Annotated in this window: 18 protein-coding genes; 1 reads left to right on the top strand and 17 read right to left on the bottom strand. The window is 53.2% G+C overall.

The genetic code is table 11. The annotated features are described in order from the left end of the window. The 3 genes from lnt to RDM26_RS01940 all read right to left on the bottom strand — a co-directional run. On the bottom strand, positions 1-1,572 hold a 1,572-nt coding region (lnt, locus tag RDM26_RS01950), incomplete at its 3' end, for an apolipoprotein N-acyltransferase (protein WP_307737375.1). Then, complete coding sequence (locus RDM26_RS01945; RefSeq protein ID WP_307737374.1) at positions 1,557-4,355, bottom strand: DEAD/DEAH box helicase; 2,799 nt, start codon at positions 4,353-4,355, stop codon at positions 1,557-1,559. The genes RDM26_RS01945 and lnt, both read right to left, overlap by 16 nt. Beyond that, complete coding sequence (locus RDM26_RS01940) at positions 4,356-4,682, bottom strand: hypothetical protein (protein WP_307737373.1); 327 nt, start codon at positions 4,680-4,682, stop codon at positions 4,356-4,358. A 64-nt stretch (positions 4,683-4,746) separates the two neighbouring features. Here RDM26_RS01940 and RDM26_RS01935 point away from each other — a divergent pair, with 64 nt between their 5' ends. After that, positions 4,747-5,877 (top strand): DUF3866 family protein, encoded by a 1,131-nt coding sequence (locus RDM26_RS01935; protein ID WP_307737372.1) that lies wholly within the window; start codon positions 4,747-4,749, stop codon positions 5,875-5,877. Positions 5,878-5,965: 88 nt separating this feature from the next. On the opposite strand, the gene hisG is transcribed toward RDM26_RS01935, so the two are convergent. The 14 genes from hisG to efp all read right to left on the bottom strand — a co-directional run bounded on the left by hisG (position 5,966) and on the right by efp (position 18,338). Beyond that, a complete protein-coding gene (gene hisG / locus RDM26_RS01930) occupies positions 5,966-6,811 on the bottom strand; it encodes an ATP phosphoribosyltransferase (protein WP_307737371.1) in 846 nt (281 codons plus the stop codon). An 8-nt stretch (positions 6,812-6,819) separates the two neighbouring features. Next, positions 6,820-7,083, bottom strand: a complete 264-nt coding sequence (locus RDM26_RS01925; protein ID WP_307737370.1) for a phosphoribosyl-ATP diphosphatase — start codon at positions 7,081-7,083, stop codon at positions 6,820-6,822. A 143-nt stretch (positions 7,084-7,226) separates the two neighbouring features. Then, complete coding sequence (rpe, locus tag RDM26_RS01920; protein WP_307737369.1) at positions 7,227-7,886, bottom strand: ribulose-phosphate 3-epimerase; 660 nt, start codon at positions 7,884-7,886, stop codon at positions 7,227-7,229. Positions 7,887-7,888: 2 nt separating this feature from the next. Further along, on the bottom strand, positions 7,889-9,412 hold the full coding sequence (locus tag RDM26_RS01915) for a transcription antitermination factor NusB (RefSeq protein ID WP_307737368.1): 1,524 nt from the start codon (positions 9,410-9,412) through the stop codon (positions 7,889-7,891). Beyond that, positions 9,412-10,365 carry a methionyl-tRNA formyltransferase gene (gene fmt / locus RDM26_RS01910; RefSeq protein ID WP_307737367.1) on the bottom strand — a complete coding sequence of 318 codons (954 nt, stop codon included), beginning with the start codon at positions 10,363-10,365 and terminating at the stop codon, positions 9,412-9,414. Before fmt ends, RDM26_RS01915 begins: the two co-directional genes overlap by 1 nt. Before the next feature lie 42 nt (positions 10,366-10,407). Beyond that, positions 10,408-12,486, bottom strand: coding sequence for a hypothetical protein (locus RDM26_RS01905; RefSeq protein ID WP_307737366.1), 2,079 nt, complete (start codon positions 12,484-12,486; stop codon positions 10,408-10,410). Beyond that, entirely contained in the window at positions 12,483-13,694 is a 1,212-nt protein-coding gene (gene coaBC / locus RDM26_RS01900) for a bifunctional phosphopantothenoylcysteine decarboxylase/phosphopantothenate--cysteine ligase CoaBC (protein ID WP_307737365.1), read from the bottom strand. Before coaBC ends, RDM26_RS01905 begins: the two co-directional genes overlap by 4 nt. Positions 13,695-13,701: 7 nt before the next feature. After that, on the bottom strand, positions 13,702-13,977 hold the full coding sequence (rpoZ, locus tag RDM26_RS01895; protein ID WP_278605520.1) for a DNA-directed RNA polymerase subunit omega: 276 nt from the start codon (positions 13,975-13,977) through the stop codon (positions 13,702-13,704). A 55-nt stretch (positions 13,978-14,032) separates the two neighbouring features. After that, positions 14,033-14,584: a guanylate kinase gene (gmk, locus tag RDM26_RS01890; RefSeq protein WP_307737364.1), complete on the bottom strand. Its 552-nt coding sequence runs from the start codon at positions 14,582-14,584 to the stop codon at positions 14,033-14,035. Positions 14,585-14,673: 89 nt separating this feature from the next. Then, positions 14,674-14,985, bottom strand: a complete 312-nt coding sequence (gene mihF / locus RDM26_RS01885) for an integration host factor, actinobacterial type (RefSeq protein WP_022865224.1) — start codon at positions 14,983-14,985, stop codon at positions 14,674-14,676. Between the two features lie 98 nt (positions 14,986-15,083). Continuing rightward, positions 15,084-15,938 carry an orotidine-5'-phosphate decarboxylase gene (pyrF, locus tag RDM26_RS01880; RefSeq protein WP_024058831.1) on the bottom strand — a complete coding sequence of 285 codons (855 nt, stop codon included), beginning with the start codon at positions 15,936-15,938 and terminating at the stop codon, positions 15,084-15,086. Positions 15,939-15,947: 9 nt separating this feature from the next. Then, positions 15,948-17,246: a dihydroorotase gene (locus RDM26_RS01875; RefSeq protein WP_307737363.1), complete on the bottom strand. Its 1,299-nt coding sequence runs from the start codon at positions 17,244-17,246 to the stop codon at positions 15,948-15,950. A 72-nt stretch (positions 17,247-17,318) separates the two neighbouring features. After that, positions 17,319-17,768, bottom strand: a complete 450-nt coding sequence (gene nusB, locus RDM26_RS01870; protein WP_307737362.1) for a transcription antitermination factor NusB — start codon at positions 17,766-17,768, stop codon at positions 17,319-17,321. A 6-nt stretch (positions 17,769-17,774) separates the two neighbouring features. Continuing rightward, positions 17,775-18,338: an elongation factor P gene (gene efp, locus RDM26_RS01865; protein ID WP_307737361.1), complete on the bottom strand. Its 564-nt coding sequence runs from the start codon at positions 18,336-18,338 to the stop codon at positions 17,775-17,777. Positions 18,339-18,389: the final 51 nt, after the last annotated feature.

Here is an 18,389-nt window from a genome sequence, read left to right as displayed (position 1 = left end):
GCTTCCTCTGCTCTTATTCACCGTTCGTTTGCGTCCTCTTCGGATGGAAAACTCTGTTCTTTGAAAGCTGCGTTTTTGTATTTTTAAAAAAACAAGGGTTGCTCCCACCAGAACCAGCCCAATTAGGGTTCCGAAACGGAAGATAGCATTTACTTCCCCCCCAAAACGTGCCTGCCAGGTGGGAGTGTCGCGCAAAGGCAGCGCTGCCTTTAAAGTGTCTGCCCTAAAGAGCCCGGATTGGGAAACAACCTGACCTTTTGGATTAATCAGAGCGCTTACTCCCCCCACTGCCACTTGGACAGTGGAGCGATCATATTCTAGGGCGCGAAAGCGGGCAATCTGCAGCTGCTGCCGGGACTGATAGGAGTATCCAAAAGAAGAATTATTAGTGGGGAAATATAGTAGGTTCGCACCCGCGTTCACCGTATCGCGCACCAGCGGGTCAATCGCTACCTCGAAACAGATATTTGCCCCTATCTGCGCATTACCAACTGGGGTAACTCCGGGGGATTTGCCCGGTATCATATCGCGCGGGAGCATCTTTACCTGTTCGGGAAATATCTTAGAGATGGTAGGACGAGCCGGTAAGAACTCCCCAAAAGGCACCGGTTCCCGCTTGGTATAGATATGCGAGAACTTGCCATCCTCCAGCTTTAGTACCTGGTTAGAGGTAGTTTTATCCCCATAAACCAAAGTGCCAAAAATAGCGGGGATTTGCAGGTTTTCCTGCCAGTGTCGCAGTTCCTCAGCCCGCTGCGATTCAGAGCTTAGATCTATATCCGCTGCCTGTTCCCCCCATAAAACTACTTGCGTCCCGCGCAAATCACTGCTGCGCGCTTGTCCCATATGACCAGACAAGATGGTGCCGGGATGGGAATAGGTATACCCAATTGGCCAAGACACACCCCCTTGCATAGCCGCTACGTTTAGCTGGGGAGAATCTTGTAAATCTGGTAGAGACGGTAAGCCCACACCGGAAAAAATCATTAATACCAGAGCCAAAGCCGCAGTAGCTAGATTCGGCATGGAAATTTTCCAAGTAACGCTAACTAACGCCGCCACGATCCCCACCATTAGAAAGGCCATCCCGTTTTCACCCAGAAGCGGAATCCATCCCCTCATAGGGCTATCTACTTGGGAAAATCCCAACATTCCCCAAGGCATTCCCGTCCAGGGAAAACACGCTCTCCACGCTTCTATCCCGGCAAAAGAAAATGCCGTCCAAAATGTCCAAAGCGGGCTGGTCAGTTTGCGGGTAGCCAAAACTATCCCCGCCCACAAAGTAGGAAATAATGTTTCAAAAAGCGCCAGAGCAATCCAAGGAGTAGAAAAGGTCAGTGAGATAGCTACCCAGCGAAATAGCACCAAGAAAAATACCAGGGAGGCCAGAATGGAAATCACTAGAGCGTAGCTGCGGCGCGCGCGTCGCAGAATTAGTAGCCAGAGTCCGAGAGCTAACCAGGCGCCTAGCCAGTGTGATCCCCAGGCAGAGGGGAAAGCCAATAGTAGACCGGTAGCAATCGTGATGGCAGCTACCAGAGCCCAGAAACCATTAATTAAATATCTGACCATGCCACCACTCCGCGCAAAATTAGTTTTTGGGCTTTACGCGCTGTAGCCGAGGTTTCTACACTGCCCACCATTTCTAGCTGCCGTAGCACATCGAGCAGCTGTTTCATCGCTCGCACAAAATCCCCAGCCTCCAAAGGGGCAGTCTCTAAAGCCACTGCTAGCGGTTTCCCCTTAGCCCAAGCATAAGTCGCTGCCACCAGCGCCGAAGATGACCGCGGAAGTTCTGGTGCTTGCAGCTCGCTTTGCACCTGGCGCAGATCTGCCGCCAAGGTTTCGATTTGACTGACCACAGATTTCAAAGAAGCAGGCACCGGGGCGCCCGCTTCTTCGCGCCGCGCCTCATAACTAGCCGCCGAACAAGCTGCCGCTAGTTGTGCCGGGCCCAGACCCGCGAAAACACTTTCTAGGGCGCATTGCGCCAAGAGCAAATCGTATTCACTATATATTCGGCACAGCACTGCCCCAGATTCAGTTACTTGTCCATTGGGATCTAGATAACCTAACTTGATTAGGACGTTAACGACCCGGTCAAAGGTATCAACTAGTGCGCCCTCCGAAATATCAACTTGGCGTCGCAAGCGGGCAGCCTGCCGCTCGAGACGCGCCCACCGGGATGCCTTCTTAATATGGCTAGCTAACTGGGGACAACTAGCCGCCGGATGGTGTGCCAGCAGCTCGGTAAGTTCCAGTTCGCTCAGCTGCGTAAGTTCTCTACCGTTAATGTCCGATAACTGCCAGGAACTCCCCCGGCTTGCTTCGGCTGGTTTGTCGGGGGTAGCCGCCTCTTCCTCACGAGGCTTGGCGGATTCCGGATCGGTAAAAATCCCTTCGCGCACCGCGGTACGGAGCTTGGACGCTAGGCGTTGGCGGTCGCGAGGTTTGCGTTCCGAGTAATCTTTCACCCACATCTGCCCCACCAAGGCTAAGGGGCCAGCAAACCCATTAGTGGGAAACTCCCGTAGCTTGGCGTTATCGGCTAGCACCGTCAAAGTGGTTTCCCCAGTGCGGGTTCCCGATTTTTTCATCACAATCCCGTGGCGGGCGCGGCGACTATCTTTATAAGCCAATACATCACCGCGCTTTAGAGAACTAAAAAGCTCTAAGCGCCGCTGTGCTTGCTCGCGGGCAAGCAGCTGGGCATGGCGGGCATCGCGTGCCTCAAGCTCGCTTTTAATCCTTACATACTCGTAAATATCCCCATAGGAGCATTCCAAAGAATTAGCCGTGACAATTTCGTCGGCTGCCCGTTGCTTATCTGCTGCTTGCTGTGCCTTCCCTACTACCCCTCGGTCTGCCTGGAATTGCGCAAAAGAGCGTCGCAAAACATCCCGGGTACCCTCCAAGGATCCTCGCTCCAGCAGGTTAACCGCCATATTGTAGGTGGGACTAAAAGCTGATTTCAGCGGATAGGTACGTTTTGAGGCAAGCGCCGCGACCGTAGCTGGATCCATGCCGGGACGAAACATTACGATGCCGTGACCCAAAGTATCGATCCCACGCCTGCCAGCTCTCCCGGTAAGCTGGGTATATTGCCCAGCCGAGAGCATCACGAACTCGTGACCGTCCCATTTGCGCAGCGATTCAATAACTACCGAACGCGCCGGCATATTAATCCCCAGCGCCAAAGTTTCGGTTGCCAGCACCACTTTCAATAGTCCGGCAGCGAACATTTTCTCTACTGCTTCTTTAAGTACTGGAAGCAGGCCCGCATGGTGCACGGCGATTCCGCGTCTGAGTCCCTCGAACAGGGTGTCCAATCCCAAGGCGAGGGCATCACCAGGAGGAATACTTTCGCTAATTTCATCCAGCCGCGCTGAGATTTGGCTTTTCTCCGCGGGACTGGTTAGATCTATTCCCGCCGCTACCAGCTGGTTTTGTCCCTGCTGACAGCGGGCACGCGAAAAAATAAAAACAATTGCTGGCAGTAGCCCTTTCGCGTTCAACTCCCCTACCGCGGCGGGCAAGGACGTATGGTGACCGCGTCCGGGCTCCCCCAAGCCGCGGCGAGTCCTTGCTAGCAAGGCCGGATTCAGTTTGGTTTTACCACCGGAAGACTTCACTTCCAGGTCGAAAAGTCGCCCTCCTACCAACATATGTTGGTAAAGCGGTACCGGACGTTTTTCCGAAACCACAATTTCGACATCCCCGCGCACCTGGCGCAGCCACTGCCCAAACTCTTCGGCATTCGATACCGTGGCCGATAAGGCGATTACTTTCACCTGCGCGCCAAGATGCAAAATAACTTCTTCCCACACGGGCCCGCGATAACGATCAGCAAGGTAATGCACCTCATCAAGAACCACAAACCCTAAATCATCGAGGCGCCCATCATCTCGGTACAGCATATTGCGCAAAACTTCAGTGGTCATCACCACCAGGGGTGCTGACGGGTTAACGGAGATATCCCCGGTCAGTAGTCCCACATTTTCACTGCCGTAAGTAGCAGAAAAATCCCTAAATTTTTGATTAGAAAGCGCCTTGATCGGGGTAGTATAAAAAGCTCTTACCCCCCGTTTTAACGCCAGGAATAGGGAAAATTCCCCCACTAAAGTCTTACCGGAACCGGTAGGGGCAGCAACTAATACAGATTTATTGTTCTCGAGGGCGCGAAGGGCTTGATCTTGGAAATCATCAAAGGGAAAATCAAAACTAGCTGCGAAACTAGCCGCCTCGCCTTTAATCTGGGTGCGTTTAAAAGTGGCTAATTTTTCCGCCGCGCTTAGGGAATCCCAATCCCCCGCACCTTGAGTAGTAGGTTTTTTTCGTTTACGCCTGCGCGGCACCTACACCAGCCCCAGTTTTTCCCAGCGCGCTTTAGCGGCTGTTAGGCGGGCGTAGCGGCGAGCACGCCGGGTGGCTGCCACTTCGGCGCGTACCTGGCGAGCCTCAGCTAACACCTGGGGATCACCGCTGGCTCCGGCCGGGCGGAGAGCCGGAAGATCCGAGGCTTCCTGCAAATTTTCCAGCGGAGAGGTTACCTGCTGAACTTGTTCCTCGAAAACGTTTAAAGTGGCATTGGCTTTGCGGAATAGCCAGACAAACATGACGATCGGACAAATTATTGCCGCGAGAATCCCCAGCGTCCACAGCGCAATTAAAAACCCATGCATACCCTAAGCCTACCTGTTTGAGCCCCTCGCGGTCACCCTGACAAAGACCGTTACAATATAAAACATGATGTTACGGGAAGGACAGGTGGCAGCTGTCCGCAATTTTTCAGCCACCCAAGAACTCACGCTTAAGATTTGTGCCCACCCTAGTGGAGCGGAGCAGTTTTTAACCGGGCAAACTCTACGTGCCTTAAACTATCCAGCCTTAAACGGAGAGATAAAAGCGGGAGAAACGGTACGTATTGATTGTTCTCCTCTTCAAAAAAACTTAGGAACCGGAGGGTTTGCGCTGGTAACCGCGCTTTGTGGACGTCTACCAGAAGACGTGCTGCCGGCTAATCAGGGTCACATCATGAAGGCGCGCTATACCCCCAGCCAGTACATGGTTTCCTCCGTTGAGGAACAAGAATCTCCCTCCCACCAAAAGATGCGACAGGCAGAAGACCTGCAAGGAATGCCGGTAGTAGGGATTGATTTACATTCCCAGCTTCCCGCAGTGATCGCCGGGGTCAGGACAGAAAATCCCGAAGCCAAAATTGCTTATGTTTACACCGATGGCGGGGCGCTCCCGGCATTTTTCTCCCGCAACATTAACGCACTGCGCGAAAAAGGCTGGTTAACGGCAGTAATTACGGCCGGTCAAGCCTTCGGGGGCGACTTGGAAGCCATCAATACTTTTTCGGCGCTGCTGGCAGCCCGGCACGTATTAGCCGCCGATATTGTGATTGTGGGACAAGGCCCGGGAAACGCGGGTAGCGGTACCCCCTATGGGTACTCCGGTTTTGAGCTCTCTTCATTCCTGACCCAGGCGGCTGTAGGAGGCGGGAAAGCCATTTGTGCCCTGCGGATGTCGGCAGCCGACCCCCGGCCGCGTCACCAGGGAATCTCCCATCACAGTTTGCGAATTCTGTCCGACTTTACGCCAATACCCCTTACCGTGGCACTACCGGAGTTCACCGACGAAGGCGAAGGGCAAAAACCTCTCCTAAACAGTGAATTCACTAAATTGGTGGACTCCCAACTGGCACAGATTAGTTCCCGGCACCGGGTGCAAAAATGTCCAACCGCCGGACTCTACCAGGCCTTAAGCAACTGCCCGGTGAAACTATCAACCATGCGACGAGGCCTGGCAGAAGATGCGGCTCCCTTCCTGGCAGCTGCGGTAGCCGGACGCCTCGCCGCGCAGCTTGCCTAGCCCAAAGTCTCAGGCAAAATCCTTCGGGATTACCTTAGAGGCGACAAGGTACCAGTTAGGAGTAAGCCTGCCCCTGGCGCAGCTCCAGCTAGATCCGAGCCGATAACAGCTGGGTAACTAGAATCCCCTCTGCTCCTAGGGCGTGGAGCTTATCGACCACCCCGTGAACCTCGGAGCGTTTACACAACGCCCGAACCGCTAACCAGTTGCTATCTTGCAGGGAAGATATGGTGGGGGAAGAAATTCCGGGAGTGTAATTGACTGCTTTATCCAACAGATCCCGGTGAACGTTGTAGTCCACCAACACATAGTTGCGAGCATTGAGCACCCCCAAAAGGCGCTGTTGAAGAACCAACAGACCCGCGCTTTCCGCTGCCTGCGGATTAGCGATGAGTACGGCCTCTGATTGCATCAAAGGTTGGCCAAATACTTCTAGCCCGGCTGCCCGCAGGGTGTTGCCCGTTTCCACTACATCCGCGATTGCATCCGCTACCCCGAGGCGAACCGAGGACTCTACGGCCCCATCTAGGTGCACGGTATCGGCTTTTACCTTTTGCGAAGCCAGATAGTCTTGCACAATCCGGTCAAAGGAAGTGGCAATGCGTTTACCCTCCAGATCCCGAACCGAGCTCATGGTACCTTGAGGCGCCGCAAAGCGAAAAGTAGAGGAACCAAATCCCAGTGCTAGTACTTCTTCGGCTTTGACTCCCGAATCCGCCAGCAGGTCACGTCCGGTAATCCCGGCTTGGATAAAACCGGCACCTACGTATTGGGCAATATCGCGCGGACGGAGAAAAAATACTTCTACCTGGTTATTTTGATCGGTGATATGTAATTCTCGACCTCGGCGCCGGGTGCGATATCCAGCTTCTGAAAGAATCCTAATCGCTGGATCTGACAGGCCACCTTTATTGGGAACAGCTATTCTTAACATTTGTTTCCTTAGAGTTTGCGGTAGACGTCTTCGAGGCTAACCCCTTTAGCGATCATCATCACTTGGGCGTGATACAGCAGCTGGGAGACCTCCAAACAAAAATCATCAAGGCTTTCATACTCAGCGGCCATCCAGGTTTCTGCCGCCTCTTCTACGATTTTCTTCCCGATAGCATGGATCCCGGCATCTAGCTCTTTTACGGTGCCAGAACCCTGAGGACGGGTGGTTGCTTTCTCCTGCAACTCCGCGAATAAATCTTCAAAACTCTTCATAGCTTTAAGGTTAGTGGGTTTTGAAAAATCTTGCTTTCCGGCTCCAGTTGGCAGGAATCCAGTTGGCCTAAACCTGTAACCGGGGGCGCACGAATAATGATTAGGAGGACACTACTGCTTGCCCTGCGCAAAAACCGTGATTATTAGCAGTGGGACTGGGCGATTCGTCGCAGTTCCTCCACCTCAGCGTAAGCATCTTCAGCTTTATAAACCGCCGAACCCGCAACGAATACATCCGCGCCGGCTTCGGCAGCTACGCTAATAGTTTCGCGGGTGATTCCTCCGTCTACCTGTAGTGATACTTGTAGGTTGGCAGCAGAAATAGCTTCGCGGGTACGGCGAACCTTCGCCATCATGGACTCTAGGAATGACTGGCCTCCAAACCCGGGCTCCACCGTCATTACCAGCAACATATCGATTTCCGGGAGGATATCAATATAGGGGGTGATATCGGTAGCTGGACGCAGTGCCATTCCCACTTTTGCTCCTTGCCGGTGAATCTCTCGCGCCAGACGAATCGGCGCCGCCGCTGCCTCGGCATGGAAAGTAACCGAAGCGCATCCTGCCTCCGCATAGGTAGGCGCCCACCGGTCAGCATCCTCGATCATTAAATGGGCATCTACCGGCAAAACATTTTGGCGGATTACTGCTTCTACCACCGGCAGTCCCCAGGAAAGATTGGGTACAAAATGATTATCCATCACATCCACATGCGCATAATCTGCGTTCTTTATTTTTTTAAGTTCATCAGCCAAGTTAGCGATATCGCAGTTAAGGATAGAAGGAGAAATAGTTACGCCCATGATTAGTTTCCTTTCTGGATTTTGCGGATTACTACCGCAAACATTGCGTCACTGGCATGAATATGCGGCCACAGTTGTAAGTATTTATCGGCGCAGCCCAGACCTTGTGGCCAGGCCTCGGCATCGATGAGCTGATCCCATACGGGAGTAAGTTCTAGCAGCTGCCCATCTTTGCGTTCTTTTAATACTCGCTCTACTAAGAAGGTAGTTTCTGCTGGGTGCGGCGAACAAGTCGCATATATAACTAAGCCTCCCGGGCGGCAAACATCTAAAGCCCGATTTAACAAACGTGCCTGTAGATCGGTGATATCCGGAATAGTTTCATTACGGGCACGGTAACGGGACTCGGGGTGGCGGCGCAATGCCCCCAAACCGGTACACGGAGCATCTATCAGTACCCGGTCATATCCGCCCTCACGGAGCGGAAACTGGGTGCCGTCTTTTTGCGTCACTCGCACATTATCGAGCGCCTTCACCGAATCTTCAACTAATTTCGCCCGGTGGGGGCTGACCTCATTAGCGATCAGCTGGGCGCCGCGTTGCCTACCTAAAGCTGCCATTAACGCTGCTTTCCCCCCGGGACCGGCACATAAGTCTAGCCAGTTTTGGTCGCTCCCTTCCAAAGGATAGGTAGCTGCCAGTCCGGCTACCAGTTGCGATCCTTGATCTTCCACCCCTGCGCGCGCCTGACGAACCTCTTCTAGACCTGCGGGGTCTCCCCCAGACACAATCAACCCCCAAGGACTGAGCGTCGAATAGGCAACATCTTGCCCCATATCTTCTACCGCATCGGCAAGTTCTTCTCGATCAACCAAGCCAGGCCGCGCCACCAAATTGATATAGGGGGCGCGATTATTTTCTGCCAGTAATGCCGCCAGGGAATCATCGTCACTGGGAATCTGGGCACCCAGTTTTGCGTGTTCACTTAAAGCCGCGCGATAGGCGGCAATAATCCAAGCGGGATGGGAATACTCAATTGCCAGGCGGCGGGATTTACTAAGGGCGCCCAGGCGACAAGCAAGTTCTCCACTGTCAGCCAGGCGCACTGCTTGTCGCAAAACCCCGTTGACCAGCCCAGCGGCTCCCTCATTGGCTTCCTGTTTCGTGAGATTCACCGATTCGCTGACCGCTGCGTGGGTGGGAACTCGCATATTTAACAGTTGATGCAAGCCCATACGCAATATAATCAGCACTTCTTTTTCCAAGGCGGCTACCGGGCGAGTAGAGCATTCATCGATTATCCAATCGTAGTAGCCTTGGCTTCTCAGCGTCCCATAGGTTAGCTCGGTCGCGAAACCAGCATCGCGCCCGGCGATCTGGGAGCGGGTAAGCCTGGGGGGCAGCAATAGGTTCGCATAGGCATCTTTGGCCTCTACTGCCAGGAGTACCTGGAAAACCAAGGTACGTACCCGATCGGTTTGGGGACGCCATTCCTCCGGTTCGAGACGGTTTCCTCCCCGCTTTCTGCTTCGGTTATCCCGGGACTTGCCGGTGGAATATTTTTTTGAGGAACGATCTGGTCGCACTAGTTTGACTCACTTTCGCCCGGGATACTAAAGAAGAACTCTTCCCCATATCGTTGTCCCCGTCCCCAGGCATCGGCAGCCATTTCTCTTTTTCCAGCCGGGGTGACAAACGTAAGTTTCACATCGTTACTGCCGGTTCCTACGGTGACTTCATGTTTAGTAACCCGCACCTGACCGGGCTGCAGGGTATCATGTTCTTTCATTTCGATAACGGGGTAGATACTGATCCTTTTACCATCAGGCAGCTGCGTCCAAGCTCCCGGCTCAGAGGTAAAGCCGCAAATCATATCCGCTACCTGTTGGGCATCCTTTTCCCACGGTATTTGAGCATCAGCTTTGCGAAGCAGAGGCGCGTAGCTGGCGCCTTCGCTTGCTTGCGGATGGGCTTTAGCATTTCCAGTTTCCAACGCGGCGAGGACGTGGGGCAGCAACCCGATTCCGGTGTCGGTTAAGCGCTGCAGCAACAAATCTGCGGTGGTCTGCGGAGCTACTCGGATCGGATCAACCGCATAGATAGGGCCAGTATCCATCCCTTCGTCGATCCGAAAAATACTAACCCCGGTGATTTCTTCCCCAGCGATGCGCGAATGTTGCACCGGAGAGGCTCCCCGCCATTTAGGCAGCAGGGAATAGTGCAGGTTAATCCAGCCGTGCGGGAAAACCTCTAATAAATCTTTCGGAATAAGCAACCCGTAGGCGACTACCACCGCCACGTCGGCGCCTAATGCTTTAAAGTCAGGGCGCTCACTGGTGTCTTTCAAAGAAGAGGGGGTAAAAACCGGCAAGCCAGCCTTTTCAGCCACCTGTGCCACCGGAGAAGGCGTAAGCTTGCGACCTCTACCAGATCGAGCAGGGCGGCGAGTTAGCACCCCCACCACTTCATGCTCCGAGTCGAGCAGATACTTCAGGACAGGTACCGCCGAGTCGGGAGTACCGGCAAATAAGACACGCATAGAGGAAATGTTATCAGTTAAGTACCGCTATCTCAGGAAACATTAAAGATCTTGGGGATCTACCTGTACCTGGATCTGACCCCACTTTTTTCGCGAAGCCACCGCTTGCAGGCGGCGCAGCTCTTCGCGCAAGTGCTCACCTTGATCCAAACGGGAACGTACCAACACCTGGAAGTGCTCTTGCTGCCTAACCGGCCCGATAACTTGGGAATCGGGGAAGGTGGACTCAGCAAGGAAACGGTGCAAGGCGTCCTCTTGGCCGCGAATAACCGCTAAGGTGGCGGTAGGGGGAATCCCAACTTCTGCTCGCCCTAGGAGCTCCTGGCTTGCCCAGCTACTAAAAGTTCGGTGTTTAAAAGTTTCAGCTAGGCGCTGCCCCGGATCACCGGTGAGCATCACTTGCCCAGTAGCGGAAACTTTAGCGGCGGTATTTGCCCAACGCCGCAGCGCTTCTTCCGCTGCCCAAATCCTATCTAGGCTAAGGATCATACCTGCATCTAGTAGTAGCGCCGCGGCATACCCACCCTTGGCTACCGGTTCTTGTTCCGCAGTCGCCACGATCAAGGCTGGCATAGCACCGATAAGCATCAAAGAATTATCGGCGTCACAGTTATAAACAGGGACTCGCGGAAACGCGGCCGCTAGTTCGCTTCCAATTTGTTGGTGTCCGCGCACCCGAGCGCGGGTCGCTTTAGCCCCGCAACGCGGGCAAGAAAACTGAAAATGATGATTGCAACTATGGCAAATAAACTGGGTGCGCAGGTGCTCTACGCGCCCTAGGCACTGCGGACAACGCACCGGCGCTAAGCAATTAGCGCAGCTCAGGCCGCCGCGTCCTCCTTTGCGGGGAACCTGGATTAATACCGGACCGTTTTGTAATCCGCGCCGTAGAAACTGTAGGGCGGAAGAAGATAGCCCGCTTTGCCCGAGGGAAGGGTCGTCTCGATTTTCATATTCGGGGGTAAAAATTTTAGGCAGCGGAATTTGGTGATTTTCGGGAGCCAACTCGCGCGCCCAGGTAGACATAACTAAAGCTTGCGCTTGGGGTGAACGCGAAAAACTTCCCAAAACTAAAGAAGCTTTTTCACGCTGGCTGCGCAGCATTGCTACTTGCCGGGTGTGCCAATAAGGTGCAGATTTTTCCTGATAGCTTTCGGCTGCCTCGTCCCAAATCAACAGCAGAGACAGTTTTTCCAAGGGAGCAAAAATGGCGGAACGCGTTCCTATCACCAGACGAGGATGGTTAAAACGACACTCTAAGAAGGCGCGGTAACGGGCATTCGCTCCCAAATCCGAGTGATACTCCAAGGCTGAGGGCGCCCCGATAGGAGCATACTCACTCCAGTAGGCAGCAAACTCCTGCGCTAGCTTGCTAGTGGGGAAAAGACAGAGCGTCGAGCCACTAGCACTTAGGGAATGGGAGATGAGCTGGGCGATCTGAGAGAAGGGAGCCGGCAGGGCGGGTTCGGGAAGCGCTTGCCACACCACGCGGCTAGTTCGCCCCTGTTCTAAAGACTCTAAAATGGCTGTCCCAGCGCGATAGGAAGCAACCAGAGGATCCGTGGAATTTCTGTCCCCGACCAGCTCCCCTAGCTCGGGCTCTTTGGTTGCCGCAGAGCCAGGTACAAAAGATTCAAAGAACTCTTTTTCAATATTGGCGCGGCGCGGCGGGATCGCCTGGCGTAATACCGCGGATAAACTTCCGGAATAACGCCTAGCTACCTGATCGGCCAATGAAAAGCTGTTTTCCGACACCAAAGCATGGGGGCTGAGGATCCGGCTGATTGGCCGTAAACGCCGCTGGGTGGGTTCTGCTTCGCGAATATCCCTTACCCACCCATGTACCAGCTTGCCGGCGATTTTTACACTCACTAAGCATCCGGGCTGTACTTTCGACTGTAGACGGGTCGGAAACGTGTAATCGAGGCCGCTGGCGAGATGAAAAACCGAAACATCGGGAATAACTCGAGCGATCGCGTCAGTGTTATCCCATTTGCCACGAGGTTCCTTAGGAGCGGACAGTAGCTCTTGTTGGGTTCCTGCCAGGGATTTAGTCTGCACCCGGGATCTCAGGGTAGCTAGTGGATCAGTGCCGCTCCACCGCGGCATCGTGTCAGTCACTGCAGCTGCTGGCGCACCAGCGTAACTATCTGGGTAGCCACTTGGGGTTTATTGCCCGAAAACTCCCCGATCTGACTACCTTCCCTGTCAACTGCGCAAACTCTGGTAGCGATATCTCCGAATCCGGTTTCGGTGCCCACTTGGTTAATAAAAATAATATCGGCTCCTTTGCGGCGAGCCTTTTCTTTGCCCAGTTGCAGCACTCGTTCCCAGCTGCCGGTTTCCGCCGCGAATCCGGCTACTAGCTGATCGGGACGTTTCTTGCTGGCTAAATCTGCCAAAATATCGGCAGTCGGTCGCAACCGTAAAGAAAACTCCTTTTGATTAGGAACTTTCTTGATCTTTTCACTTTGAAAATCTACTGGCTGATAGTCCGCTACCGCCGCCGCCATTACCGCAACGTGCATATGGGGGAAATAGTCTAGTGCCACCTGGTGCATCTTTCCCGCGCTAGGAGTAGCAACCACTTCTACCCCTGCAGGTAAAGATTCCAGGAGCGTTGGTTCAATATTGGCAGCCAACAAGGTTACCTGCGCTCCCTGCCAAGCAAACTGCCGGGCAATCTCTACTCCAAAGCGCCCGGAGGATCGATTCCCGAGAAAACGCACGGGATCTAAAGGCTCACGGGTTCCCCCTGCGCTTACCATTACCTTTTTGCCCTGCCATTTTCCGGTAGCAAGAACCGAGATTACCTCGGCGTAGATATCTTCTTCCGGTGCCAGCCGGCCTAGCCCTTGATCTCCGCTAGACAGGGCACCCGCCACCGGGCCGATAAAACGCACTCCCCTGGCTTGCAAGGTTTGCACATTCTCCTTAGTAGCCGGGTTTTCCCACATATTGGTGTGCATCGCCGGAGCTAACAATAGCGGGCAGTCAGCCGCCAAAATCACGTTGGTGAGCATATCGTTAGCAATGCCGTGGGCTATCCGTGCCAATAGATCAGCAGTTGCGGGAACAACTACTATCGCGCTGGCCTCGCGGGCTAATTCAATATGCCCAACTCCGCTGGAGGGGGAATCTACCTTCGTGTAAACCGGATTACCGGAGAGGGCTTGCCAGGTAACTTCCCCGATCATTTTTAGCGATGCCGGGGTAGGAACTACCCAGACATCAAAGTTGGCTTTAACTAATGCCCGCACCACATGGGTGGCTTTGTAGGCGGCAATGCCCGCCCCCACCCCGACAACAATTTGGCGGCGCTGCGACATAGTTCAGTTAGTCCTGGGAAGAATCGTCATGCTCTTTCAAATTTAATACTCCCTGATCAATTTCGCGCAAAGCAATACCTAGAGCTTTGTCTTCAGGGTTGGAGTCAATCAGCGGCCCAGGAGTTGAAAACATTCCTTCCGCGATCTCCAGATTGTAAGTGTTAATCTGCCGTGCCCGTTTAGCCGCATAGACCACTAGGGCATATTTGGACTCTACCTTTTCCAATAGATCATCTATTGGAGGGTTGGTGATCCCCTCCGGGCTAGCAACAGTACCCGACATATTGTCCTCTCATTTCTATTATCAGTGGCCAAGCGCCACCTCTTCACGAAGAATCTTACGCTATTCCCATTAGAGCTGCTAGTTCGCTAGCAGCCTGATCAGGGTGATTGTTGACCACAATGTGCTCAAATTCTCCGGCAGCTGCCATCTCTATTTCGGCGGTCTGTAAACGCCGAGTTACCTCAGCTTCTCCCTCGGTGCCTCTTCCCCGCAAGCGTTCTTGCAAGATCTTTTCACTGGGAGCTTGTAGGAATATAAAACAAGCATCGGGGTTAGTGCGCCGCACCTGCCTCGCGCCTGCTAGATCGATTTCTAAAATCACGTCCTCGCCGCGGGCAATATACTTTGCGATTTCAGAACGTAAAGTACCGTAGCGTTTTTGGCCGTGAACTATCGCCCACTCCACAAAGCCATCGCTGGCCACCAGTTCATCGAATTGGGCTTCACTTAGGAAGTGATAGTCGATGCCGTCACGTTCACCCGGACGGGGCGAACGAGTAGTAGCAGAAACCGTTACGTTTACCTGGGGATGGGCTTTTCGTAAAGCCTTAACCACAGTTCCTTTGCCTACCCCGGAAGGGCCAACCAATACATAAAGGCGAGACATGGGTAAACTTTTCACTCCGAACTTTTCCGGTAAATAACAGTATGGGACCCAAATCTTGGGTCCCATACTGCAATAAGTTAGTTAGATTACTAGCCGAAGCGACGAACCAGCTCAGCGCGCTGATGCTCACCTAGACCGCGGATACGACGCGACTTGGCGATGCCGATCTCCTCCATTACCGCAGCAGCGGTGGTGGCGCCTACCCGAGGCAGAGCCTCCAGCAGAGCCTGAACCTTCATCTTGCCCAAGTACGGATCATCCTGAGCGTTCTTGATTACTTCAGATAGGGTCAATTCCCGGTTCTTCAGCTTCGCCTTAGTTTCAGCGCGAGCCTTCCGAGCCTGAGCGGCTTTTTCCAGAGCCTGTGCGCGCTGTTCGGGAGTCAAAGAAGGAAGTGCCATTTTGTATTACCTCTTCATCTAGATTTACGGGATAACAACACGAAAAACACTAGTTGTTTTTTCCATTTAAGCCAAACTATTGGCTAAGTTTTGCCAGATCAGTTGCGAAAAATATCACTCATTTGTTCAATTATTCGCCTGGAGGCCGCTTGCAAAGCTGATACTTTCGGACCAGCTGAAGATATTCCCCGGGAAGTTGATGCCAGTACCCGGAAGGTACTTTTTCCGAATATTTTTTGTATATCTGCTGGTGTAGCCCCTTGAGCGCCAATTCCCGGCGATAAAATCGATCCCGAAAATGCTGAAAAATCTATTCCTAAATCTTTCGCGGCATTTCCGGTGGTGGCGCCCACAACCAAACCCACATCTGCGATATGACCTTGATCACTAACTGTTTTATTTGTGTGTTCAGCCTGCGAAATTATGTCGGCCGCCACGCTTCTACCGCTGGCACATTGGGCATGTTGAACCTGGAATCCTTCCGGATTAGAAGTAAGGGCTAAAACGTAGATCCCTTTCCCATTGTCCTTGGCTAAGTCTAGAGCCGGCGCCAGCGAACCATATCCCAGGTAGGGCGAGAGCGTAATCGCATCCGCTGCGAGCGGGGAATCTGCGCTCAAATACGCCTGCGCGTAACCGGCCATTGTGGAACCGATATCACCACGTTTAACATCCAAAATCGTTAATAAACCCGCCTCACGGCAAGCCGCCAGTACTTCCTCCAGCACCTTGATACCGCTTGCACCGAAACGTTCAAAAAACGCCGATTGGGGCTTTACTACCGGTACTTGCCCCGCCATCGCTTCCACCAAAGTTAAGGAGAAGGTACGCAAGCCCTGGAGGTTGTCCTCCAATCCCCAAGCAGAAAGCTGTGAGGAGTGAGGGTCAATACCTACACAAACATTGCCTCTTTCCTCCATAGCCTGCGCTAAACGTAACCCGTAGCGACGCACATTTCCTCCTTAAAACTGTAACTTTCCAGCTAAAACTGTGGGATTGCCCCGATAGATAGTGTGGCGCACCTGCCCCAGTAGTTCCTTGCCCACAAAAGGAGTGTTATCGGAGCGAGAAACTTGTCTCTCGCGGTGAACCTGCCAGGAAGTATCGGCAGATACAAAGCATAGATTTGCTACCGATCCGGCAGTGATTTCCTCTCCCTGCCCCTCGGCTTTCCCAATTCTTGCCGGGGTAACCGACATGACGCGTGCCAGATCGCGCCAAGTCATTTTTCCGTTTTGCACCATAGTAGTAGCCACCACTGCCAGTGCAGTTTCCAGTCCGATCATCCCAAAAGCACCGCATTCAAAATCGCAGTCTTTGAGCCGGCGAGGATGCGGAGCATGATCGGTGCCCACCAGGTCTATGGTGCCGTCTGCTAATCCGGCCTGCACTGCCTCCACGTCTTTTTGTGACCGTAGCGGCGGATTTACTTTAAATAGCGGATCTCGCCCTCTTACTTCTTCCTGGGTGAGGAATAAATGATGGGGCGTGACCTCCGCACTTATACGTGCACCTTGGGATTTGCCCCAACGCACCAGTTCTACCGCTCTGGCGCTTGACAGGTGGCAGACGTGAATTCGCACATCCAGGTAGAGAGACAGCAAAATATCGCGGGCAATAATCATCTCTTCCGCAACGGTCGGCCAGCCCTTTAGCCCAAGTTCTTCCGCTAAGTAAGACTCGTTCATTTGCGAGTCTTCAGTCAGGCGCGGCTCTTGGGAATGCTGGGCAATAACCCCGTCAAAATCGCGGACAATCTCTAAAGCCTGCCGCATCAGCAGCGGATCGAAAACACATTTGCCATCGTCACTAAACACGTTTACCGCAGCCCGCGACTGATGCATTCCCTTAAGATCCGAAAGCTCTTTTCCCTCCAGATTCTTAGTGACTGCGCCCACCGGATATACATCTACCCGGCCGGCTTTACGCCCTAAATCCAGGACTTGCTCAACTACCGGTGGACAGTCCTGGGTAGGGGTAGTATTCGCCATGGCGAAAACTGCGGTATATCCGCCCTTAGCGGCCGCGGCAGTACCAGTGTCAACAGTTTCAGCGTCACACCCGCCGGGCTCACGCAAATGGGTATGCAGATCCACCAGTCCAGGCAACGCTATTAGACCCTGGGCATCAACTTCGCTAACTCCCGTGCCGACTTCTACCGACAAATTGGTGCCGACCTGGCGGATTTCTTCGCCCTCTACCAAAATATCGGCGCGATTTTCCCCCAGGATATTTGCTCCGCGGAAAACTATTGCGCTCATAGCTGCCTCCTAAAAGCTGAGTGCAGCCAGGCTGGCGAGGACGCAAGCGTCAGTTTTATGCCTCAAGGGCTACTACTCACTTGAATTATTGTCAGTGGAGCGCCCGATAGCATCTAGCACTCCGTTTATAAAGTCTGGTGATTCCGGAGTGGAAATCGCTCGCGCGGTACCTACCGCTTCGTCTACTGCAATCTTCCAGGGGACATCCTCATTGTAAAGAATCTCCCACACTCCGCAACGCAAAATCGCTAGATCCGGTTTGGGCATGCGATCTAGCGCCCATGCCCGAGAATACTGGCTGAGCGTCATATCGATATCGAAAAGATGCTCAGCCACGCCCTCGGCAATTTCTGCCGCATAATCAGGCAAGGTGGTTTGCGCGGTAGTGAGTTGTTGTCGCTGAAGTACCAGCTCCCGCAAATCATCCGGGTCTTGATCTAGACCTTTGAGATTAGCTTCGTAAAGGGTATCAACTGCCCGTCGCCGGGCTTTGGTACGCCGAGATAGCCGATTCTTGGACACTAGCTACTATTCCTTAACCCGGGAGATGTAATCACCGGAGCGGGTATCAACTTTAATTTTCTCGCCCTCTTCCACAAACAGCGGAACCTGAACTTCATAACCAGTCTCTACGGTCGCCGGTTTGGTTCCCGCAGAAGAACGATTACCCTGCAGCCAGGGCTCAGTATGGGTAATCTGCATGACTACCGAGGCGGGCAGCTCCAGGAACAATACCTGGTCATCATGAAAAGCGACTACTGCGCGCTGATTTTCAATGAGGAAGTTCTTGGCGTCTCCTACGATTTCCGAGGTAATCATCACCTGCTCATAGGTGTTGTCATCCATGAAGACGAAATCAGTACCATCTTGGTACAGGTAGGTCATATCCCGACGATCAACTGTTGCGGTCTCAACTTTTACCCCGGCATTAAAGGTACGATCAACCGTTTTGCCACTTAAAACATTCTTGATCTTGGTACGCACGAAAGCCGGACCTTTACCCGGTTTAACATGCTGGAACTCCACAACCTGCCATAACTGGTTGTCAAGTTTTAGTACCAGACCGTTTTTCAAATCATTTGTTGTCGCCAACTTAATACCCCCAAGTCAAAATCAATCGTTACTACTTTACTTTAATCGCGC

The sequence above is a fragment of the uncultured Varibaculum sp. genome, from assembly GCF_902489465.1.
Taxonomy (GTDB): Bacteria; Actinomycetota; Actinomycetes; order Actinomycetales; family Actinomycetaceae; genus Varibaculum.
The sequence above is the reverse complement of the archived record's forward strand: the minus strand, read 5'-3'. Positions and strand labels throughout refer to the sequence as shown.